This is a genomic window from Shimia isoporae, from assembly GCF_004346865.1.
In the GTDB taxonomy this organism is placed as follows: domain Bacteria; phylum Pseudomonadota; class Alphaproteobacteria; order Rhodobacterales; family Rhodobacteraceae; genus Shimia; species Shimia isoporae.
In genome coordinates, this window is record NZ_SMGR01000001.1 from 1,934,565 (window position 1) to 1,957,626 (window position 23,062).

General features: G+C 56.2%; 17 protein-coding genes. 11 read left to right on the forward strand and 6 right to left on the reverse strand.

Going from position 1 to position 23,062, the window contains the following annotated elements:
* Positions 1-22: 22 nt before the first annotated feature.
* The gene (locus tag BXY66_RS09510) at positions 23-2,353 is read right to left on the reverse strand and encodes a FecR domain-containing protein (RefSeq protein WP_165929141.1); all 2,331 of its coding nucleotides are present in this window, start codon (positions 2,351-2,353) and stop codon (positions 23-25) included.
* Between the two features lie 362 nt (positions 2,354-2,715).
* On the opposite strand from BXY66_RS09510, the gene BXY66_RS09515 reads away from it, so the two are divergent.
* The 4 genes from BXY66_RS09515 to BXY66_RS09530 all read left to right on the forward strand — a co-directional run bounded on the left by BXY66_RS09515 (position 2,716) and on the right by BXY66_RS09530 (position 9,965).
* Positions 2,716-4,101: an HlyD family secretion protein gene (locus BXY66_RS09515; protein WP_165929142.1), complete on the forward strand. Its 1,386-nt coding sequence runs from the start codon at positions 2,716-2,718 to the stop codon at positions 4,099-4,101.
* Positions 4,094-5,683, forward strand: coding sequence for a glycosyltransferase (locus tag BXY66_RS09520; RefSeq protein WP_132859878.1), 1,590 nt, complete (start codon positions 4,094-4,096; stop codon positions 5,681-5,683). The genes BXY66_RS09515 and BXY66_RS09520 overlap by 8 nt, the downstream gene beginning before the upstream one ends.
* A gap of 231 nt (positions 5,684-5,914) precedes the next feature.
* The gene (locus BXY66_RS09525) at positions 5,915-7,309 is read left to right on the forward strand and encodes a nucleotide sugar dehydrogenase (protein WP_132859879.1); all 1,395 of its coding nucleotides are present in this window, start codon (positions 5,915-5,917) and stop codon (positions 7,307-7,309) included.
* A 37-nt stretch (positions 7,310-7,346) separates the two neighbouring features.
* Positions 7,347-9,965 (forward strand): calcium-binding protein, encoded by a 2,619-nt coding sequence (locus tag BXY66_RS09530; protein ID WP_132859880.1) that lies wholly within the window; start codon positions 7,347-7,349, stop codon positions 9,963-9,965.
* Between the two features lie 22 nt (positions 9,966-9,987).
* Here the strand turns inward: BXY66_RS09530 and BXY66_RS09535 are convergent, their stop codons facing one another.
* Positions 9,988-10,602, reverse strand: a complete 615-nt coding sequence (locus BXY66_RS09535) for a response regulator (protein WP_132859881.1) — start codon at positions 10,600-10,602, stop codon at positions 9,988-9,990.
* A gap of 300 nt (positions 10,603-10,902) precedes the next feature.
* On the opposite strand from BXY66_RS09535, the gene BXY66_RS09540 reads away from it, so the two are divergent.
* Positions 10,903-11,421, forward strand: coding sequence for a putative pterin-binding protein (locus BXY66_RS09540; protein ID WP_132859882.1), 519 nt, complete (start codon positions 10,903-10,905; stop codon positions 11,419-11,421).
* Between the two features lie 71 nt (positions 11,422-11,492).
* Positions 11,493-13,901, forward strand: a complete 2,409-nt coding sequence (locus BXY66_RS09545) for a hybrid sensor histidine kinase/response regulator (RefSeq protein ID WP_165929143.1) — start codon at positions 11,493-11,495, stop codon at positions 13,899-13,901.
* Positions 13,902-13,904: 3 nt separating this feature from the next.
* On the opposite strand, the gene BXY66_RS09550 is transcribed toward BXY66_RS09545, so the two are convergent.
* From BXY66_RS09550 to BXY66_RS09560, 3 genes are read right to left on the reverse strand one after another with little or no spacing between them, the layout of a single operon-like run.
* Positions 13,905-14,921, reverse strand: a complete 1,017-nt coding sequence (locus tag BXY66_RS09550) for an ABC transporter substrate-binding protein (protein WP_132859884.1) — start codon at positions 14,919-14,921, stop codon at positions 13,905-13,907.
* Positions 14,891-16,267 (reverse strand): sensor histidine kinase, encoded by a 1,377-nt coding sequence (locus BXY66_RS09555; RefSeq protein WP_132859885.1) that lies wholly within the window; start codon positions 16,265-16,267, stop codon positions 14,891-14,893. Before BXY66_RS09555 ends, BXY66_RS09550 begins: the two co-directional genes overlap by 31 nt.
* The gene (locus tag BXY66_RS09560; protein WP_132859886.1) at positions 16,264-16,929 is read right to left on the reverse strand and encodes a response regulator transcription factor; all 666 of its coding nucleotides are present in this window, start codon (positions 16,927-16,929) and stop codon (positions 16,264-16,266) included. Before BXY66_RS09560 ends, BXY66_RS09555 begins: the two co-directional genes overlap by 4 nt.
* Before the next feature lie 118 nt (positions 16,930-17,047).
* Between BXY66_RS09560 and BXY66_RS09565 the strand changes: the two genes are divergently transcribed.
* The 5 genes from BXY66_RS09565 to BXY66_RS09585 all read left to right on the forward strand — a co-directional run bounded on the left by BXY66_RS09565 (position 17,048) and on the right by BXY66_RS09585 (position 22,050).
* Positions 17,048-18,028, forward strand: coding sequence for a tripartite tricarboxylate transporter substrate binding protein (locus BXY66_RS09565; protein WP_207911299.1), 981 nt, complete (start codon positions 17,048-17,050; stop codon positions 18,026-18,028).
* A 66-nt stretch (positions 18,029-18,094) separates the two neighbouring features.
* The gene (locus BXY66_RS09570; protein WP_132859887.1) at positions 18,095-18,580 is read left to right on the forward strand and encodes a tripartite tricarboxylate transporter TctB family protein; all 486 of its coding nucleotides are present in this window, start codon (positions 18,095-18,097) and stop codon (positions 18,578-18,580) included.
* A gap of 11 nt (positions 18,581-18,591) precedes the next feature.
* The gene (locus tag BXY66_RS09575; RefSeq protein WP_132859888.1) at positions 18,592-20,109 is read left to right on the forward strand and encodes a tripartite tricarboxylate transporter permease; all 1,518 of its coding nucleotides are present in this window, start codon (positions 18,592-18,594) and stop codon (positions 20,107-20,109) included.
* Entirely contained in the window at positions 20,099-21,286 is a 1,188-nt protein-coding gene (locus tag BXY66_RS09580) for a CaiB/BaiF CoA transferase family protein (protein ID WP_132859889.1), read from the forward strand. Before BXY66_RS09575 ends, BXY66_RS09580 begins: the two co-directional genes overlap by 11 nt.
* Entirely contained in the window at positions 21,283-22,050 is a 768-nt protein-coding gene (locus tag BXY66_RS09585; RefSeq protein WP_132859890.1) for a citryl-CoA lyase, read from the forward strand. The genes BXY66_RS09580 and BXY66_RS09585 overlap by 4 nt, the downstream gene beginning before the upstream one ends.
* Here BXY66_RS09585 and BXY66_RS09590 read toward each other — a convergent pair.
* Positions 22,047-23,057 (reverse strand): Ldh family oxidoreductase, encoded by a 1,011-nt coding sequence (locus tag BXY66_RS09590; protein ID WP_132859891.1) that lies wholly within the window; start codon positions 23,055-23,057, stop codon positions 22,047-22,049. The two genes, BXY66_RS09585 and BXY66_RS09590, sit on opposite strands and share 4 nt — an antisense overlap.
* Positions 23,058-23,062 lie beyond the last annotated feature (5 nt).

Sequence of the window (23,062 nt, forward strand, 5' to 3'; positions counted from 1 at the left end):
CACCATCCCCGCTTCCGCCCCCTCACCTGAAGGCCTCATTTCCCGCGTAGTCCAGAACGACCACCTCGATCAGCGTCATCGCGCCTTGGGTGGCCGGTAGGCTCGCCCGACAAACACCCGCGCGACTGTCGCACCGCAGGTATCCCTCAAATTCCCGATCTCCGACTTCGACGAGGTATGGTGCGGCTTGCCGCAGACCACCTTCGTCCTGTGCTGTAACCACAATCTCAATGGGCCCGGCATCACCTTGCGGGCGCGACATCTCGGCCTGGTTGATCACAGGCGGTTCGAGATCAAGCAAAGTCTCAACCAATAGAACGCCGACGTTTCCTGCAGCATCTTCCGCACGCATTTCAAAGACATTTCGACCAGAACTCAAAACCACTTGTGTAGCGAAGAAATCATCAAATATTTCAATATCTTCCCCATCGATACTCAGGCTGGTGGCGACACCGATCACGCCGGTAAGATCCAGAGTTTTTTCGGAGGTGGCCCGCGGTGGAGGCACATCAAGAACAATCTGTGGCGCTTCGTCATCCAGCTGCACGGCAAAGCCAATCTCGCCGACGCTAGCGCCACCGCGCGACAGCACTTCGATCCTAAAGGACGCAGGTTCGTGCCGGGCCGGAACCGTCATTGCCAGACGTCCATCCGCGCCAATGCGTGTCCGCCCTATCTCGGCCCCGGTTGCGTCCCAAAGAACGGCTTCCAAACCGGGTTGCGCTGTGGTTGCGGCCGTGACGGTCATCTCCGCTGTGCGACTTACCAATACGTCTCCCTCTCGCGCGAGCCCTTCATCAAGTGAAATGTCGACGCCTTCCCGGGGGACATATATCACATTGCGTCGCTTTTCCGACCTGTTGCCGGCCGCATCCATCGCAACCAGCACAAGGGGGTTCTCTCCTTCGACAAGAGGAACCTGCACAACAAAACTGCCGTCAGCGTCTATTTCTATGGCTTGCCCGTTCAGCTCCAAAACGGCGTCAACCTCTGATGCGCCCAGCACCTCCACAGTGTCTGCTTCCACCAATGCAGCATCGCTTGGTGTCAGCACGGTCAGAAATGGCGGCGTCTCGTCAATTCGCAACTCGAAAGCGCGCGTTTCAGACCATTTTCCCGGCAAACCCAAAGTATCCAATGCCGCCACGCGCCAGAAATGCACGCCGGGGGTCAAGCCCTCCACCCTAAAACCGGTTTCCTTGACCCCCCATTCAGTTGTGATCATCCGGTTGAAGCCAGCGTCGGCAGCAACCTCAAACCAGTATCCGCTGGCTTCCGGAAATGCCTGCCACGCCAAGTCAACTCCCGAGCCGAACACTTCCGCCTGATCCATCGGACCCGATAACAAAGTTCGGTCAAGCACCTCTGCCCGAGCGGCCACGCCCGCATCCGTAATCACCACTCCTTCGTCCTGTCCAAGCGACACTTTCGCTGCGCCACTTTCGATGTCCAAAGCCGCGGTGTCGTAATTCACAAACAAAGCGCTGTCGTCTTCCTTCTTGATCCAGAAATCGTCGCTTTCTGTGGTGGTCTGGATACCCGGCACATCAATCTCGAAACTGTCCTGATCGCTCAGCTGGTTGAGCAAAGCGTAAAAGTCGCCGCTCTGCAGGCTGACTTTGGTAACCTCCTTGCCCGTCAGGGGATCGGAGCGCATGCGCTGGATGGTGGCATTGGAATTGGGGTTCAGGCGCAGCCTGCTCAGATCGCGAAATGTCACCTGCGTGGTCGAGTTGGTAAGCGTCCGGACCCGCTCGAACTCCACGAGGATGTCGTCAAGCGCACGATCCGACCATGCAGCCTCCGTTGGATCGCGCCCTTCGACACGACCGTGAATGTCGGTGATCAGCGCCTCTGCGGCCCGGTCACGTTGGGCCACCGCAATCTCGAACGCCTCCTCTGCATGCTCCGTGCTGGATCCGGCAAAGGTCACAACATCGCGCCATTCCCCTTCTCCACGGCTTTCCACAGCTGTGTCCCGATCTGCCAACGCGTCGCCAATCTGGGTCGGTGCGAACAAGCGCGCGCCTTCTGCTGTTGCCCGCTGGATTGCCGCCAATGACAACGCCAACGCCTCATCCGCCAAGGCAACCTGAACCACCGGCATTTGCAACACATCTCCGGGTGCCAGCTCAGCGACGGATGCCATGTCATTTATGCGCAGTACGGTCGGCCAAAGGTCGGGATCATTGAGATGTCTGGCTGTGAAATCCCGGAGCGTGTCTTCACCGGAAAACGGGACCAGTTCATAAGGCGCGTTTAACGGATCCACTTCTGCAGACAGTCGAACGCCGCTGCTGTTGCCGCCAAAGGCCAGCAACAGGCAAAACGCCCCCAATAGTCCGGCACGCATATTTCGAATTGTCGCAGGGAAGAACATGGCAGCCCCCTGTTTGTCGACCCGCTGATCGAAATGCGTAGTGCTAAAATAGTTAACGCAACAAATGTCCTTGTTTTTATGACCTTACGCAAGCCTTTTGACCTAAGGTCAACCAATTAGCCGCGATTTCGGAAACAAATTGCGGTGAATGACACCAAAAGCGCCATTTTGGAAACGAACTATCCTTTCGGTCAGCGGGCCGCGCCAATGCGTGTGTCACTAGCCCTCCGCTCCGACGCGAGAGCGGCGTGCGACGACTAGGTTTAGGCCAGTCCCACAAACCCGAGCCTAGAATGCAAGTGCATCATCAACCTCCAGATCCGGCCACAGAGCCCATGGTGACAGCCCCACTGCTGTTTGAAAAACCGTGCGGCACTCAGGTAACGATCCAGAATTGGTCGCTGGCCGCGCTCGCCTGGCCTGAAGATGCAGGCGAAGCGCCGAAAACCGGCACTCTGAACGTTCCCTTTCAAGGCGTGGATGTCCGCTTTCCTGTGCGTCTCAAACCCGCTCCGGATCGCCCGGGCGAACTCTGCCTCAGCGGACTTTCAGGTCGCCAGCGCGAAACCCTTGCGCTGTTTTACCGTTCGCTGCTTTCAGGCAAGATGGCCAGCTCCGCCGAGGTTATCACCAGCCTCGACACGCCGCTCGATCTCGTCCCGATGGAAGAGACCGAGAGCGAAAAGGCTGCAACTGAAAAACCGAGCGCTGTCCGCACCTTACGGGCCGTCTTGAATGTCGTGGTCTATATGGCTCTGGCCTTGGCAATTGTGGGTGTCGTGGGCCAGAACATCCTGACCAACCTCAACCGGATTGATATCCAGCACGGCCGCGTGGCCAACGTCACAACCGAGGTCCAGGCACTCGCCGACGGCGAAGTGAAGTACGTCAACGTCACCGCCGGTCAGGCCGTCGAAAAAGGGGATGTTCTCGTCACTCTGCGCAATCGCAAGGGCGAGGCTGAGCTGAACAAGGCAAAGAATTTGCTCGGGCCTGCCAAAGACGCACATCAGGCGGTGAAAGATGATCTGACCCGTCTGGATGCGCTCACGCAGGAACTCGACCCGGCGCTGCGCGACGCAGGCCTGGCCCTTTTGTTTGAAAGCTATTTACCGAAACGCCGGTTTGAAGATGTGAACACCCGTTTCCAGCGGATCGCATCAAATACACCGGCGGCGGCTGCGCCCTATGATCCGGCTGTGATCCTGCGCAGCGCAATTCTCAAAGAACGGGATATTCGCGCCGTTGACGTTAAGAAACGTCGCGCGGATGTGCTGGGGCGGCGCGACTTTGTCCAGTCCACCCAGATCGTCGCCCCAGCCAACGGAATCGTTCGCGAGGTTCTGATCTCCAAAGGTCAGTTTTTGCCTCGCCGGACTCCGGTCCTGACCTTTGAAACCGATGAGATGCGCCAAACAGTTGGCTGGGTTTCCGAGAAGTTTGCCGAAACCCTCTACATCGGCATGCCCGCAACCATTGGCTTCAACACCGATGGAACACGCCAGCGGCTCACGGGCACAATCGTCGATCTGCAAGCCGACAACAATCCGCAGCGTCCGGGCGAATACGGCATTCTGGTGTTCGTGGAGCCGAACGACCTGTCCGTCACTGACGCCCGCGCCCAATTGCGGGTCGGCGCTCCGGTGAATCTGGAAGCATCCCGTCAAACCTTCCCGCGATTGAAGCGCTGGATCTCATCCCGGACCGCCCCCGATGCATGAACCAGAAAGCGAATACGCCTTTGACAAGGACCTGACCAACCGGTTGAGCCATTTCAAAGGCCCTGCCCCGAATTTCTTTGGCAAATGGTCGATCGGACACTTTTCGTTCTTCCTTGTCGTGTTCATGGGGCTGCTTTGGCTGTTGGCCAATGTCCCCAACCGGTTTTTCAACCCATCTGTCATGCACATAACCGTGGCGCTCGGAACACTTGGTTTGTGGCGGTTCGGCTGGTGGTTCACACATGCGGTGCGTGCGCGCATCTATGCGAATTTTAAATGGCCCGGCATGCGCAGCCGCGCAGATGCACTTTGGGCCGATGGCTGGCGGCCACGCCGGCTCCACATTCAGATGACAACCTATTTCGAGGAGCCCGCCATCACCAAACGTGTGATCGGCTCCGTTCTGGGTCAAATCCGGCGCGAAAAAATCCCGACGACGATCTATATCGGAACCGGCTCGTCCTATGATGAACTCATCATTCGTCAATTCGTGGAAACCTACGCTCAGGACATCCCTGATGACCTCGCATCGCTGGTGTTCATCCGCCAGAACCAACCTGGAAAACGTATGGCGATCGGTCTGGTCCTGCGCGCCATCTGCCGTTCGATGCCGCATCCTGATGACCTGGTGATCTTCATGGACGGAGACGCGCTGTTTGGCGATGACGTCCTTCGCAAGACCCTTCCGATGTTTGCCGAAGATCCGGAGCTTCAGGCCCTGACCACCGACGAAGAAGTCATTGTGTATGGACCCAAATGGATCGCCAACTGGCTCGACATGCGCTTTGCCCAGCGTCGTCTTGCAATGCAAAGCCACGCGCTTTCCAATCGCGTGCTGACTTTGACTGGCCGCATGAGCGTGTTTCGCGGCGAACACGTGTTGACCGAGGCCTTCATCCGCAACATTGAGGCGGACCATCTGGACCATTGGCTCTGGGGGCGCTTTCGCTTTCTGTCAGGTGACGACAAAAGCAGCTGGTATCGCCTGCTCTCACTGAACTGCAAGATGACCTACGTACCCGACGCGACCGTCTATACAATCGAGGTCATCAAGGAAAACGGTCTGGGTCGCATGGTCCAGAACTTCCGCCGCTGGTCCGGCAACATGCTGCGCAACGGCGCCCGCGCAATTGCCCTTGGCCCTCGCGCAATGCCGTTCTTTATCTGGTGGTGTCTCGTGGACCAGCGGCTCGCGATGTGGACGATGATGGTTAGCCCGGTAATGGCGGTTCTCGGGACCATTATCGCTCCGGGCTATTTCTGGAATTGCGTGATTTGGGTGCTGTTCTCACGCTGTGTGCTCAGCCTGTTCTTGTTTGGCTATGCACGTCGCGCCGACATGAGCTGGCCGTTTATTCTGTACCTGAACCAGATCATCAACGCGTCGGTGAAAATCTACATGATCTTCCATCTCTCAAAGCAGAAGTGGTCCAATCGCGGCAACCAGTCTTCCGGCGGTGGCTCGGGCTGGCGCGAGACGGTTCGCAACAGCTTCGCAAAGTTCCAGTTGGTCACAGCCACAGGCGCCTTTCTCGTCGCGTTGATGGCTTACGTTGGCCTGATCGACCTCCCGTTTCTCTGAGAGATTCGCAACCGACGTTATACCGACGCACTACCGACGTTTTGCAGACAGCCGCCTCCGGGCGGTTTTTTGTTTGGATCACCGACCTTTTGACAATCGGAAATCGCAAATTTGCGCCGTCCTGACCCAAAGGATAGCCCAAGGCGAATTCGCCACCGCTTTCTGACCTCCCGCGACATATATCACAATTTTTCAACAACTTATCTTGAGTTCAATAACGGAGGACATCCCATGGAACTCAAGAAAATCGACTTCACCCAGGCACAGTTTGTACCTGCCCCAACAACCGCAAAACCCAGCATCAGCATCGTCGGCCTCGGCTACGTCGGCGCCGTATCAACAGCCTGCCTTTCCAGCCTCGGCCACGAGGTTATCGGTGTGGATCTGGACGCGCAAAAGATCGCATCTGTCGGTCGCGGCGAGAGCCCGATCCATGAGAAAGATCTCGAAGAAACCCTGACCGCAGGTGTCGAAGCTGGCCTGATCACTACAACGGACAACCTGGTAGAGGCGGTTTCCCAGACCGACGTCACTTTCATTTCCGTTGGCACCCCGACAGCGGCAGACGGAGGATGCGACTACAGCTATATCAAGTCCGCAGCTCGCAGCATGGGTCTCGGCCTGCGCCGCAAGTCCGGCTTCCACGTCTTTGCAATGCGCTGTTCCATCCCACCAGGCACGACCATGTCCGTAATGGCGCCTATCATTGAAAAAATCTCAGGCATGAAAGCCGGTCGCGATTTCGGTATCTGCTTCAACCCGGAGTTTCTGCGTGAAGGCGTCGCAATCGCGGATTTCCACAATCCGCCGAAAACAGTAATTGGCGCCACTGATCTGCGCACGGCCGACATTATGAAGGCGATCTATGATCCGGTTGACGACAATCCGATCGTAACCACCATCGAAGCGGCTGAAATGGTCAAATATGTCGACAATGTATGGCATGCCACCAAAGTGTGTTTTGCCAATGAAATCGGCCGCTTGTGCAAGCCTCTTGAGATCGACAGCCACGAGGTTATGGACATCTTTGTTCAGGACACAAAGCTCAATCTGTCGCCCTACTATCTGCGTCCGGGGTTTGCTTATGGCGGCTCCTGTCTCCCTAAGGAAGTTCGCGCGGTCACGCACATGGCAAAGGCGGCGGGCGTTGACCTGCCAATGATCGGCAACCTGGATCGGTCCAATCAAGCCCAGATCGCAGAGGCTGTGTCCATGGCGCGCGCTTCTGGTGCACAGAAGATCGGCGTTCTCGGCCTCGCATTCAAACCCGGCACGGATGACCTCCGTGAAAGCCCAATCCTCGACGTGATGGCTGCTTTGAAGGCGGACGGAACCACAGTCATTGGACACGATTTGGCAATTACAAAAGAAACGCCGATCCATGCGCAACTCGGCTACGTCAAACACGGCAATCCCGGACTGACCAAGCTGGCCGAAGACCTGCCGGAGATGCTCGTCGAAGATCTTGATGCTCTGACGGACGAAGCGGAAGTGCTGATCGTTTGCCATGCAAATGACACCTACCGAGCGGCTGCCAAAGCTTCCGGCAAGCCGGTCATCGATCTGGTCCGTCTCTTTGACGAGATCGAACCACAGTCTGTCGTTGTGAACGGAATCGGCTGGTAAAAGCCCAACGTTACCCACTGAAAAGTAAAGGTTAATCATGTCTACAACACCCGATATCACGCAAACCGGAACCGGTCTTTCCGACGTCCTTACCGGAACAAACGAAACAGACGTTATTGCCGGCAATGCCGGCGATGACACGATAACTGGCGCGGCTGAAGGCGATGTTCTGATCGGTGACTACGCCTCGGAGAACCTTCTTGAAGGCTCTGAAGGCAATCAAGGCTTCGGTGACTATGCCGCAACCGGAAACTGGGCCGTCACGCAACTGGATGGCGGCCATCAATCGATGTCACAGACCGTTCAAACCGAAATAGGCGGCGTGTACGAAATGTCGCTTGAACTTGCGTCTAACTTTGCTGCCGGAGTGACGAGTATCGGGGTGGAAATTCTCGTGAATGGCGTGGTGGTCCAAACCCTGACTTCAGACAGCGGCGCATTCAGCGAACACCTTTTGCAAATTACCGCATCGGGAACCGAAACCGAGATCACGTTGCGCTCGATAGACGGGCCTGACTCAGGTCCCCCCATCGACACCTCGGGCCCAGTCTATACTTATGAAACAGAAATAGACATTGGCGGGACTGTGGTCACCGTACCAGCCTTCGCTGAGGGACAGGCGAACCTTTATCAGGTGTTAAACGGTACCCTGCATGTTTTCGACACCGAGTCGCAGACCTATGATTTGGCAGGCAGCTCAGCAACGGTGAACGTTAACTCTCTTGGGTTCAACGTTGAAAACAATATGCTTTATGCGATCGCTGTCGGGAACGGGACCGATAGTCTTGGCAATGCTGTGTCCCGTGCTGATCTGGTCATGATTGATGCTCATGGCGACACATATCGTGTCGGCGAAACGCCCTATCGGTCGTGGACTGGAGACTTTGATGACCAGGGGAATCTTTGGTCGTTCCAATCGAGCATGGATCATATTGCGGTCATAGATGTCGACAGCTTTGACGCTGACGGAAACCCCGAAACAACGGTGTTCAAGTTGCCCAAGGAACTTGTGAACCTGCGGGTGTATGACGTTGCTTTTGATGCCGCGACACAGACTTTCTCCGGCGTTGCGCGTCCGTCAGCGGAAGGCGAAAACGCCACCTTATTGCGCATCGATATTTCGTCCGGAAGCCCTGTGTTTTCCACCTACCCAGTCACATCGACTGTCGTGGATGGTGTGACGCTGGTTGGTGCTCCGGCAATGACGTTCGGCGCTTCGATCTATGACGGTGACGGCAATCTCTATGTCGGTGGGAACTCTGGCGACCACGACATGAACGACGGCACCAATTCATCCGGCGGGATATATCGGGTCACATTTGATGAAGACTCAGGAACAGCGTCTCTGGAGCTTCTCGCAGATGCGCCCAAATCGAGTTCCAATGATGGAGCCGCCGATCCACGTGCCCTGAGCCCTTTTGCCGAAGTCGACCTGGAATCAGCCGTCCTTGTTCGAGATCTAAGCCTAGTCGCGACAACCGAAGGCGAACTCACCTACGATGACAGTCTTGTCGGTGAAGGCGGACAAGACACGATAGACGGAGGCATCGGCGACGATGTCGGTATCGGTGGCAGCCTGGGCGACACCATCATGGGCGGAACCGGGAACGACGAACTACATGGTGGCGCGGGGCCGAGCGGAAACTCCGATATCGTTTCCACATACGACGACGATGGTCTGCGATATGACCAATACGGCAACCTCCTACCTGAAGATGATGACTATCTGCTCGGGGGAACCGGTGATGATGTAATGAGCGGCTCTGCCGGGCACGACAGTCTGGACGGTGGCGCCGGAAACGACGTTCTTAACGGCGGTTCGGGTTGGGATAACCTTGTCGGCGGGACGGGCAACGACACTCTCAATGGTGGAAGCGATACTGACACGCTGTCCGGAGGCAGTGGAGAAGACGTCCTGACCGGTGGTTCGGGTAACGACGTTCTGTTCGGCGGAAACGATGCAGATGACTTGGCTGGCGGTTCAGGGGACGATTCTCTTGACGGTGGCGGCGGTGCAGACGCCCTGTCGGGCGGATCCGGACACGACGAACTTTCCGGTGATGACGGCGAAGACGCTTTGGATGGCGGCAGCGGAAACGACACGTTGGATGGTGACGCCGGGAATGACCAACTCAAAGGCGGGTCTGGCAACGATGTACTTTCCGGCGGAGCCGATCAGGATGATTTGAACGGCGGTACTGGAAATGACGTGCTTTCCGGCGGGTCGGAAAATGACACGCTCAAGGGAGGCTCTGGTTCAGACGCCCTGAACGGCGGCGACGGCAACGACTACATGAACGGTGCCAGCGGAAACGACACTCTGGACGGCGGAGAAGGTCGAGACAGACTGTACCTCGGGTCCGGCGACGATGTCGCAACCGGTGGACTTGGCGCAGACCGCTTTGTGTTCCGGTCCTCCGACCTGGACGGCGGCTCCAATGCGATCACAGACTTCTCGTTTGACGAACGTGATTGGCTGGATTTGCGACAGCTTAGTCTGGACGACAGCGAGCCTGATTTGTCCGCTTGGTTCTCAGATGCCACCAACCAGCAGAGCAATGGTATCGCCCTTAACCTATCGGGTACTACGGTTCTGTTTGAAGGGCTCAGCGGAAACGACGATCTGGCAGCGTTGTACGATGCGATCCTGTTTTAAACGAAAAATGCTGGGAGGCTGGTCAAAACAGACCAGCCTCCTTGGCAATCATGGCCGCGTGGGTGCGGTTCTTGGCCTCGATCTTGCGGCAAAGCGTGCGCACATGCAGCTTGATCGTGACTTCCTGCAAATCAAGTTCGCGCGCAATTTCCTTGTTGGAGAGGCCACGGCACAAACCGTTAAGTACTTCGATCTCGCGGCTGGAAAGTTGCGATTTCAGCGGATGATCCGGCGTTTCCGATTCAGACCGCAGCAAATCGGCGGGAATGTATGTCTCTCCGCTCGCCATGAAGCGGATCGCATTCAAAAGCGATTTGGCGCCCATGGATTTTGGCAGATACCCCATAGCACCGGCATTGACCGCCTCTTGCGCGGTTCGGTTCGGGGCGGAACCGCTCAATATGGCAAATGGCTGATTGGGAAAACGCTCGGTACTGCGCTGCAAGCCCGCAAGCCCGTTCATGCCCGGCATATTAAAGTCCAGGAGCACCAGATCAAAGCGTCCTTGATCCTTCAAAATTTCAAAAGCGCTATCGAGGTCTTGGGCTGTAGTAACCTGAACGTCGCCTTCGCTCGAAAGGAATGCGGCTATCGTATCCCGCACCATTCCGTGGTCGTCTGCAATAAGAACCCGCATAACAGTTGGTCCCGTTTCTTTAATCAATGAACTGGAGTGTACGGCAGCATAGGAGTTGACGCTAGATGCCTGATTAGAAAAGTCTCGCGAAGGTTGCATTGGGTGTTCCTCATACGATTTCCCCCGAGGAATTATGATAAAAACGAACTTGAGACATGGGTTCCTCCCCAATGGTGCAGAGTTAAACGCCTTAGCGCAGAAGTCCTATACGAAAGGTTAGTTTGATGACCCTTTGCACGCAAATTGTGATGCAAGGGGCTGATATACCTATGGCCGGACAAAGATTTTGGGGAGACAAACATGTTCAAAAGAACCTTAGGAACGTTGCTCACCGCAGCGACATTGTGCCTTTCCACCACCGCTTGGGCCGCGCCTTTGGCGTCACCTGAGAATGAAGTCATTCTTACTGTCAGCGGTGAACTCGCACAGGTGAATGCCGGGGGTACGGCGCAATTTGACCTAGCTATGATCAAAGGACTGCCGGCCGTAGAGTTGGTAACAGAGACCATCTGGACTGAAGGCTCGCAAACCTTTGTTGGCACGCCGTTGCATGAAATCACGACCGCGCTCGGTGTGGAAGCCGGCACACTTAAGGCTTACGCCGTGAACGACTACGCCGTCGAAATCCCAGTGACTGATGCTGTCGAGGGCGGTCCAATCGTGGCTTATCTGCACAACGGAGCCGAAATGTCGCTGCGCGACAAGGGTCCGCTTTGGATTATCTATCCTTACGACACCAATCCAAGCTACAAATCAGAAACCTACTATTCCCGAAGCATTTGGCAGCTTGACCGGATCGAGGTCATTCCTGCTCAGTGAGGAAGACGCCGATCGCTACTGAACAGCCCTCGAAACGTTCCGTTTGGCTCAGAACCATACTCCTTGGCGCGATGGTTGTGGTCTTTTTGACCCAGTCGATTGTGCTTGGGCGTGTGGTTCGGGAGCAATTGGACCGACTGGCCACTGCGCGCACAGACAATGTTCAGTGGAACCTTGCCCAGATTGAGGTTGATCTACTTCAACTGCAACTGGCCATGGAAAGGGCCAACGTCGAGGGTATCCCTGCCCTGCGGGAAATGCGCAAAAGATTCGATATCTTCTACAGCCGGCATGCCATCATTTCGCAAAGCCCAATCTATGCGGAACTGCGTGAGAACGCGCGAAACAAAGTGCGTCTTCGTTACTTCAAAGCTTATCTGGATCAAGCCATCCCGTTGGTGGACGGCCCTGACGAAATTCTCCTGACGCGCATGGATGATCTACTTGCGGCGTCAGACATTTTGCATCGCGATGTACGAGCGCTTGCGCTTGAGGGTGTCAGTATATTTGCTCAGACCGACGAACGTACGCGCGGCGAGATGTCGTCAACCCTCATTAAACTCGGGCTATCCACACTGGCTTTGATCGCAGCCCTGTCGGGCACGGCGGTAATTCTTCTGCGGATGTACCGGCGCGGGAAAATAGCCGCCGAAGAGAACGAAGTGATGCGCAACCGGTTCGAGGCAATGGTCAGCTCGTCGCTGGACGCCATTCTTGTGATTGACCCCAAAGGACAAATTATCGCCTTCAATGGCGCGGCTACCGAAGTTTTCGGCTATGAACGGGAAGAGGCCATGGGACAAAACATGGCTGATCTTATCGTGCCGGAACACTTGCGCGAAGCCCATACCAAAGGCATGCAACGGTATCTGACAACAGGCGAAAAACGGGTCATCGGTGCCGGTCGCGTGCGCTTGGAAGCTTTGCACAAGTCTGGTCGCATCTTTCCGGTGGAATTGTCGATTTCTGCCGCCGAACACCAAAACCGAACGGTACTCGTCTCCTTCCTTCGAGATATCTCCAAGCAAGTTGAAGACGAAGCGGAGCTGGTGCGCGCGCGCGACGAAGCTCAGGCAGGTGAGCAAGCCAAAGCCGAGCTTCTGACAGTAATGAGCCACGAAATGCGCACACCGCTAAACGGTATTCTGGGTTCGTTGGACCTTATCGATCGCGGCAATCTCAGCGCTGATCAGATGCGGTATCTAGAGGCCATCAAAGTATCCGGCGACTTGCTTTTGGGGCACGTGAATGACGTTTTGGACGTATCACGCCTGGATGCAATGGACGACGCACCTCAAACGGCGCCGTTTGAACTATCGAAAATGGCACAGGCGCTTCTGGATAGTTTGTTGGCCAATGCCAAAACCCGCGGGAACAGCTTGAACCTGTCACTTTGCTCTGATGATCTGACCACAGTTTCCGGCGATGAACTGCGCCTCAAGCAGTGCCTGCTCAACTTGCTTGGAAATGCGAACAAGTTCACAACAAACGGTGAGATTTCGCTGGAGATCGAGAGACAGAAGTCCAACCCGGATATCGTCGAGTTCCGCGTGTCAGACACCGGCATAGGGATAGCGGAAGCGGACCTCGAAAGAATATTCGAGGACTTTGTAAAGATCGACTCCGGCTATGCGCGGCGAGACTCCGGAACCGGACTGGGCCTGGCAATTACCAAACGGCTCGTCACCGGTATGGGCGGGTCAATCTTTGCAGATAGCTTCGAAGGCGAAGGCAGCCTGTTTACAATGCAAATCCCCCTACCCCTGGTAGAGGCAGGCGCCCATGCCACACCAGAGATCAACGCCAAGTCCGACATCACAGCAATCACTTGTCTTGTCGTCGACGACAATTCCATCAACCGGATGATTGCTGCGGACATGCTAAGGTCGCGGGGCGTGGAAGTGTTCGAGGCGACTGGCGGATTGGACGCCATCGAGCAGAGTCAAAAGCGTGCGTTTGAATTGATCCTGATGGACATCAGCATGCCGGAAGTGGATGGATTGGAAGCGCTGGCGCGCATACGCGCAGGCGATGGGCCGAACAAGGAAACACGCATCGTTGCCCTGACCGCACACGCTGCGCCGGAAGACAAAGAGCGTATTCTAGCGGCTGGTTTTGAAAGCGTTATTACCAAGCCACTGACGCAGCGCGCCATTGCCAAGCTTATTGTTGCTTCTGCAACGTCCGAAGAGGAAAAAGCCGGACCAGACGAGATAATCGCGCTGCTGGGGCAAGAGCGCTACGACGCGGCACTCGACGAATTCAAAGGCGACCTAAGAGCTTTCGAGGCGCGTATTTCTGATGCGCATTCGCCAAGCGAGGACCTCGCGCAAGAAGCACACATGTTGGTAGGAGCGGCCTCTGTTCTGGGCCTTGGCAACCAATGGGAGTGTCTGCGTCAGGTCGAACGGGCAAAAGAACCGGACTGGACCACGGCAAAGGCGGAAGCTTTGGCGGCAATCCGGAACGCAGACCTTTAGCGCCTATTTCTGCAAAATCGCGCTTTCCCACTCTGACAGGAATGCCTGACGCTTCAATTGATCCAGAAAAACCAGCAAGCCAGGTCCGATGCGGATACGGTTCAGCGCTGTTGCCGCGTCATCCATACCGAGAACCGGATCGGTCAACAGGGCACCGCCTCTCCCATGCGCACGCGCAAGCATGTGATCGATGAACCTTCCGGCCATTTCCGGGCTCTCTGCGTTTTGCGGTATCATCGCCGTGCGCAACATGACTGTTGTGAAATCGCTTGGCAGAACGATTGCAAATTCGTCGCTGTCTTCACGTGCCACCGCGTAGCTTCCCAAAACATTGTAGGCGATCAATAGTTCTCCGCTTTTGACAGCGTCAATCATGTCTGAGGAACAGCAGTAGAGGCGCGCACCAAGACTGCCAAAGACTTCTGTCAGCCGCCAATAGGTCTCAGAAGCCCGAGTATCTTGAGTGGCAAACAGATATCCAAGGCCGGATTGCCGCACATCATAGGTCCCTATACGGCCCCGAAACCGCTCCGGATCTTGGCGGAGGAGGTTGATAAGATCGTGCCGGCCTTGCGGAACAGCGCTTCCCTCAAAAGCCTTTCTGGATACAACAATGGCTGCTGGCTCCTGCGTAAACGCAAACAGCATATCGTTCCAAACTGCCCATTCGGGGAGGTTTTCTGTGGTGGCTGACACGTGTTGTTTGGCCCATCCGTCATTTGCCAACTTGGTTTGCAAGTCCATTGCGCTCGAAATCGCCAGATCAAACCTTGCTTCACCGGATTGAACTGCCGCCAGAACGTCGGACGAACTTGCCACGGTATAGTCAATCGCGGCCTCCGGATTGGCCTCAAGGAACGCAGCGATGACCGGCTGAAAAAAGCGGATGTCAGCGGTCGACAAAATACGCAATTCCTGCTCGGCAACCTCGGACCCAAAACGCTGGTTGTCCTCTATTTCAAAGGCTTGTGCACCCAAAGCCCAGAAAATCAGGCCGAAGGAAAAGACAAAGTTACGCACGCGCCACCTCCTGTAGAGTTTGAAATTGTGAGACTGCCGGAGTGTGCTTCCACGACCTCTTTCGCGATTGTCAGTCCAAGTCCAGAGCCAACGATGCCATGTGCATTTTGACCTCGCGCAAACCTGTCGGTCAAAAGATCAAGTTCCGCATTTGGAAATCCTGGCCCGCTGTCGGAAATTCCAATCACGGAATTTGAGCCTTTGCTCGCCAAAGTGACCGATACTTCGGCACCTGATGGCGCATATTTCAAGGCATTATCCAGCAGGTTGAGCAACGCATTTTGCAACAAAATACGGTCTCCCTTAACCGATAGCTCCGGCAACTCTCCGGTACGAAGCTCGATGTCTTTGATATCCGCAACCGGCCGCAATCGCTCGACGGTTTCCTTGATCAGCTGAGGCAGCGAGATGTCTTCCTTCAACAAATGATCAAGCCGAAAAGTCACCATTGCATGGTCCAACAACTGACCGGCCGTCCGGGAACTATCGTCAATGGCATGGATCATCTCGGAGAGCGCTTCCTGAGTGGCGGTGTCCTCTGATCGTCGCGCGATTATCTCGGCCTTCGTTCTCACAATCGCCAATGGTGTCCTAACCCTATGCGCCGCTTCTGCGATAAACTCCTCAGAACGTGTCAGGGACTTTTGCAACCGCCCCATTAGACTGTTGAGCGAGGCGACAAGGGGCACCATCTCGCTTGGAACTGGCGCGGCGACGGGCCTAAGATCTTTTGGGCCGCGACGCGATACCGAAATGGTCAGCCGATCCAATGGCCGGATCGCGGATTGTGCCACCAGCACCGCCAACAACGCGCTAACGACGAAGAACCCCATCCCCACGGCCAAGGCAGTGCGAGAAATACGTGAAAGAGTCTCCTTCTGGCCAGTCAGTGTCTGCGCCACTGAAACCTGCAGGAAGCTTTGTCCGACATCGGTTGAGACCGCCCGTTGAACGGTTGCCACACGCACATCAACACCAAGGAAATTGGACGAAAGGTAAGACGGTATGTCTGATGCATCGCCTTGCGCACTTGGCAATTCCGCGTATCCGCTCAAAAAGGTGTCTTCCAGTCGGATTTTGTAGAAAACCCGCTCGTCAGTGACGCTATCGAGCATTGAAAGTGCGGAATAGGGAAAATCGACCCCCACCTGTCCGCCAGATACCCGCGCGCTGTCCAAAATGGACAATGCCGACGCGGCCAGCACGTTATCCTGACTTTCTTGCGCCACTTGCCGTGCCACCGACTGAACGACGAAATAGACCACAACTGCCAATACAGCCGCGCCCGCCATCAAAGATAACAGCAACCTGCGCCGTATCGATCCTTGCTGGTTGGGCCCGCTCATGCAGCCTCCAACTTGTATCCGAGCCCGCGGACTGTTGTGATTTTCACAGAAGAGGGTTTCAAGTGCCGCCTCAAGCGCCCAACGTAGACTTCGATTGCATTTTCCGAGACGTCTTTGTCATAGCTGAACAACCGATCAACCAGCGCGCCCTTGGAGAAAATCTGGCCGGGCGCGTGGATAAAAACCTCAAAAAGACGGAGTTCGCGGGTGCGTAATTGCACATCCTGACCGGCCACTTGAAGGATGCCGGCGCGCGAATCAAACCCCAGATCGCCATAGCGGATCAGGTTGTGCGCCTCACCACCGCGTCGCCGCAATACGGCGCGACATCTCGCTTCCAACTCGGAAAAATCGATCGGTTTGACCATGTAGTCGTCTGCCCCAAGATCGAGAATGCCAACGCGATCCGAAACCTCTGAACGGGCTGTCAAAACGATCACCGGCGTGCGTTCCTGCGCTGTTCGATGTCGTTCCAGAAAGGCTCTACCGTCCCCGTCTGGGAGCATAATATCCAACAAAATCAAATCGTAAGAAGTTGTTGCAACAAATTCCCACGCCGTGCCGAGATCAGCCGCATGATCCACAACATGCCCATCCAGCGACATTCGGTCGACCACCGCCTGCGCAAGCGTTTCCGTGTCCTCAATCAACAGAAACCGCATCTGTTCCTCTCCCCGCATCACCGAGATACGACCGTGTCAGGCTCGTGTCAGGTTTGCTCTTCAATCTCCCCTGTCATGCGCGGAGCGATCCGCCAATGTCAAATGGGAGGAAAATCTGATGACATTCGAACTGGGCCGTCGCGCCCTGCTTGCTGCTGCGGCAGCTTTCGCCCTGACCGGTCCCGCAATGGCCGACGGACACAAGGTCATGGACAGCATTCACTTTCTGATCCCCGGCGGCGCCGGCGGTGGCTGGGACGGCACAGCGCGCGGCACAGGCGAGGCGCTTACAAAGGCTGGCCTCGTAGGCAACGCGTCCTATGAAAACATGTCTGGCGGCGGCGGCGGCAAGGCAATTGGTTACCTGATCGAAAACGCCGACAGCCAGCATGGCACCCTAATGGTGAACTCCACACCGATTGTGATCCGTTCGCTGACTGGAGTGTTCCCGCACAACTTCCGCGACCTGACCTTGGTGTCCGGCACGATCGGTGACTACGCTGCACTGGTTGTGGGCAAAGATAGCCCGCTGAACTCGATGGAGGACCTTCTGGCGGCATATGATGCGGATCCTTCAGGTACTGCGATCGGCGGCGGGTCTGTTCCTGGCGGAATGGACCACCTCGTAGCGGCCATGGTGATGGAAGCTGCCGGAAAAGACGCCTTGAATGTGAAGTACATTCCGTATGACGCGGGCGGCAAAGCCATGGCAGCGTTGCTCTCTGGCGAAATCAAGGCTCTGTCCACCGGTTTCTCCGAAGCCGTTGCGCTGGCGCAAGCCGGCGAAGTCAAAATCCTGGGCGTGACGTCCGATGCACGTGTTGACGCCTATGCGGATGCCCCGACAATGATGGAGCAAGGTATCGACACGACCTTTGTAAACTGGCGCGGCTTCTTTGCGGCTCCTGGGCTGCCTGAGGACAAGCTGGCGATGTATCAAGACGCAATCGCCAAAATGTACGACACTCCTGAATGGGAAGAAGTGCGTGCCCGTAACGGATGGGTCAACATTCATAACTCCGGCGACGATTTCCGCACCTTCCTCGAAGGTCAGGAAAAGGTCATTGGTGACCTGATGAAGAAGCTCGGCTTCCTCTAAGTCTTTCCAACTATTGCGGCCGGCCTTTGACTTGGGCCGGTCGTTTACTATCCACGGGAGGGGATCATGGCGCTGGATCGCTGGATTGCTTTTGTCATTCTTTGTGTCGCACTGGCCTATGGCTATGCCGCATTCTTCACCATGGACGGGCTTTTGCCGCCGTTCATGCAACGCAACCCGATCTGGCCGAGCACATTCCCCAAGATCCTTTCGGTTTTGGCCGTATTGACCGCGCTGGTTATTCTTCTGGGCCTTGAAAAGCCCGAAGAAGACAAAGACGGAGTCGGTGACATCGACTACAGAAAACTTGGCCAATACAACCTTGCACATGCACTTTTGTTGCTGGCTTTGATGGTTGCCTATGCCCTGCTTTTGCGCCCAGCCGGTTTCCTTTTCTCGACTTTCGGTTTTCTGACAGTCGGCGCCGTAATTCTGGGTGAACGCAAGCTGCATATCCTTTTACCGGTTGCGGCCATTGCAAGCTTCGCTGTGTGGTATCTGGTCGACCAGGTTCTCGGTATTTTTCTACGCCCCTGGCCGTTTTTCATCTGAGGAACTGAGACATGATCGAAGGTCTTTTGATCGGCCTCAGCGCCGCATTCTCTTTACAAAATCTGTTGATGGTCATTGCCGGATGTCTGATCGGGACATTCATTGGCATGCTTCCCGGTTTGGGTCCGATGTCCATCATCGCAATCATGATCCCCGTCGCGATCACCATCGGTGACCCGTCTGCAGCGCTCATCCTCCTGGCTGGTGTGTACTATGGCGCGATATTCGGCGGATCCACGTCCTCCATCCTTTTGAACGCGCCGGGGGTCGCCGGCACCGTAGCGACCAGCTTTGACGGCTATCCTATGGCGCGCAAAGGCCAAGCAGGCAAGGCGCTCACCATCGCCGCAATCGCCTCCTTCGGGGGCGGCACAATCGGTGCAATTTTGTTGATGATCTTTGCGCCAATGCTGTCTTCGGTCGCCCTGCTGTTCCATTCGGCAGAGTATTTCGCACTGATGGTGGTGGGTCTCTCGGCTATTGCAGCCTTTGCCGGCACAGGCAATGTGGCAAAGGCTGTGCTGATGACGCTTCTTGGGCTCATCATGGCGACGGTCGGCGAAGGTGCTCTCTTTAACATGCCGCGTTTCACGATGGGCCTTATGGACCTGCAATCCGGTTTCAGCTTCATCACATTGGCAATGGCGATGTTCGCCCTGCCTGAAGCGCTGTTCCTGGTTCTCAATCCCGCCAGATCTGTCCAAGGCGGGGATGGCGGCAAGATCAACAATCTGCGCATTACCCGTGACGAAGGACGCAAGATTGCCCCCGTGATCGGACGTCAGTCCCTTCAAGGCTTCTTTATTGGCGTATTGCCTGGCGCAGGTGCGACCATCGCTTCGTTCCTCGGCTACGCAGTCGAACGCAATATCGCCACCAAGGAAGAGCAAGAAGAGTTCGGCAAAGGCTCCATCAAAGGCCTTGCGGCACCGGAAACCGCCAACAACGCAGCCTGCACGGGCTCATTCGTGCCGCTTCTTACGCTTGGCATTCCCGGCTCCGGTACCACGGCAATCCTTCTTGGCGCACTGATTGCCCTCAACGTAACGCCCGGCCCCAGATTGATGATTGATGAACCACAGATCTTTTGGGCTGTCATCATCTCCATGTACATTGGCAATCTGGTTCTGCTGGTTCTTAACCTTCCGCTGATCCCCTATATTGCCAAGGTTCTGGCAATTCCGCGTAACTACCTGATCCCGTTCATTTTATTCTTCACCTTGATGGGAAGCTACATCGGTCAGAACAATGCGACCGAACTCTTGTTATTGGTGGGAATGGGTGTCTGCGCGACAATTCTGCGATTTGCGGACTATCCGCTCGCGCCTTTGTTGATCGGCTTCATCCTCGGCCGCATGCTCGAAGACAATTTCGCTCGCTCCATGCAGTTGTATGACGGTATTGGTTTCATACTGGACCGCCCGATGACGCTTGGTTTGCTTGTGATCGCAATTCTGCTGGTCATCGTGCCAAGTTATCGTGCCAGACGTGCTCGCGCCCGTCAGGAAGGGGTTGCAGATGGCGACTGAACCGCTTGCGGGCGTGCGTATCCTTGATCTCACGAATGTGCTTGCGGGCCCTTACTGCTGCTATCAACTCGCGCTGATGGGCGCGGAAGTGATCAAGGTGGAACGCCCCGGCACAGGTGATCTCGCCCGCGTTCTGGGAGCCGACCCAGCTCGCAACAAGGCGGGAATGGGCATCAGTTTCCTGGCTCAGAATGCTGGCAAGAAATCAGTCACTCTCGACATGAAAGCGGAAGCTGGTAAGGCGCTTTTCAAGCAGCTTGTGCAAGGCGCAGACGTCTTGGTCGAAAACTTTCGGCCGGGAGTGATGGATAGGCTTGGACTTGGATACGACACGCTCAAGAAGGTCAATCCGCTTCTGATTTACTGTGCAATCAGCGGTTTCGGACAGGACGGGCCTCGCAAGAAAGATCCGGCGTATGACCAGATTGTGCAGGGCGTCAGCGGAGTTATGTCAATAACAGGCGCGCCGGAAACGGCCCCCTATCGTGTCGGGTATCCACTCGCAGACACAGTCGGTGGTCTGACGGCGGCCTTCGCCGTGGCTTCTGCGTTGAACGCCTCGCCAAGAGGCGCATTTCTGGACATTTCAATGACCGAAGCGGTGATATCCACAATGGGCTGGGTTGTTTCCAACCACCTAATCGGTGGCGTCACGCCGGCGGCTCACGGCAACGAAAACACAACCAGCGCACCGTCCGGAACCTTCCAGACGGCGGACATGCCCATCAACATCGCAGCCAATCGCGACGAGCAATGGCAGGCACTGGCACGTCATCTTGGCCGCGAAGACCTCTTGGAACATCCGGACTATGCAACCCGGGAAGACCGAAAGACCAACCGGCATCGTTTGCGGGCACAAATCGAGACAGTTCTCACCACAAGAGACGCGTCTGTTTGGGTCAGCGAACTCAATGCGCTCGGCGTTCCGGCAGGCCCTGTCCTGACCGTTGAGGATGCGTTGGAGGATAAGCAAATCGCAGGGCGGGGACTGATCCAGACAATCACCACTCACGGAGAAGATCTTCTCTTGGCTGGTAGTCCCATTGTCGCAGACGGCACACGCCCTGCTCCCAAGATGCCGCCGCCTACACTGGGTCAGGACAATCTCGAAATCTGGAGCAGCCTTGGACTTTCCGAGACGGAAATCACCAATCTGTCAACGGAGGGTATCCTATGAACGACGTCGCAGACTGGTGGCAGACAGCGATCATAGACATGGAACCTGGGCGGATTGAACTGCGGGGCACCCCCATTCAGGATCTCATTGGCAACCTGTCATTTGCAGAGATGATCTGGCTCATGGTGCGTGGCGACCGACCCTCCGACGCGCAAGCACGCCTGTTTGAGGCCGCATTGGTCTCGGCCGTGGACCACGGACCGCAAGCGCCTTCAATTGCCGCTGCGCGGATGGCGGTCACCTGCGGGTTGCCGCTAAACAATGCCATGGCAACTGCGGTGAACATGCTCGGTGACATTCACGGAGGCGCCGGCGAACAGGCAGTTGAGCTCTACCATCAGGTTAAAGCCAGTCCTCTCGGAACGGAGGCTGCGCTCGACATTTGGACCTCGGAGAGAGGAAAAATCATTCCCGGCTTCGGTCACCGATTTCATTCACCAACCGACCCTCGGGCTCCGCGCCTGATGGAAATGGTGAGTGAAGCCGTCGCAAACGGGGCTTGCGAAGGTGCATTTGCGACCGTGGGTCGAGAGATTGAAGAAACCCTGGCGAGGCGAAAAGGACGTCCGATCCCGATGAACATAGACGGTGCCACAGCCGTGATTTACGCGGAACTGGGTTTCGAGCCTCCACTAGCGCGTGGTCTTTTCTGCTTGTCCCGATCTGTGGGCATCCTCGCTCATGCCTGGGAACAGCAACAACAAGGAGGCCGCAACAAAGGCCCCACACCGCCCAAATACCGATGGACCTATACCGGACCCTAACCGGCTATTATCGCTTCTATTTTCTCAAGTGTAGCCACATTTACAGCAACACCCTCGGTACGAGCACGTAGCCTGTGGGCTTTGCGTCCGTCTCCGGGCAGGCGCGCGCCATCCTGCTCCTGAAACGCACCCACCAATCGGGCTACGTTCGCAGCATAGCCGCCACCTGACGTGACCGCGGGATCTATTGCTAGAAAGAACTGCCCTGTCTTTGGTGGTCCCCCAGCCGTACCAGCAAAGGGCGATGCGTCGATCCCCAAAGTGGCTCCGGTCATGGCAGCGGCCATTAACTCGACAAGGACTGCCGCGCCGACCCCCTTGTACCCGCCGGATGGCGCCATCGATCCCTTAAGTCCAACTTCCGGATCTGTCGTAGGACGGCCGTCCGCGTCAAGCGCCCAACCCTCGGGGATGGGCTTGCCCTCCCGCGCGTGTTTCATGACTTCGCTTTTGGCAATCGTACTGGCGCTTTGGTCAATCAGGATTGCCGGTTCACCGTCTTCCCCTGACGCCGCGATCGATATCGGGTTGGTGCCGACGACCGGCTTGGCCCCACCAGAGGGAGCAATGGAAGCGGGCGCATTTGTAAAACCGATGGCCAAAAGCCCGTCGCGGGCCAGTCTTGCGGTGTGGTATCCAAGAACACCGCAATTGTAACTGTTGCGAATGGCCAAAGCTGCGATGCCTTGGGAGCGAGCCATCGGCACGAGGCTTTCAAATCCAATGTCGATTGCCGAATGTGCAAATCCTGTTGCCGCGTCTACCGTCAAAACCCCCGGCGCTGATTCCTGCAAATCAGGGTGTGCCTGCCCATCCACTTTGCCACACTGAACGTGCTCGCAGTAGATCGGGATATATGCCATGCCGTGGCTTGCCACGCCGTCGGCCTCGGTCGCGGCGGTGGCGACGGCCAGAGGACGGGCGTTCTCTGGCGACGTTCCCGCAGCGACGAGTGCTCGGAAACTGATGTCTTCGATTTCTTCCAAAGTCAGAGTTTTTGTTTGCATATCTG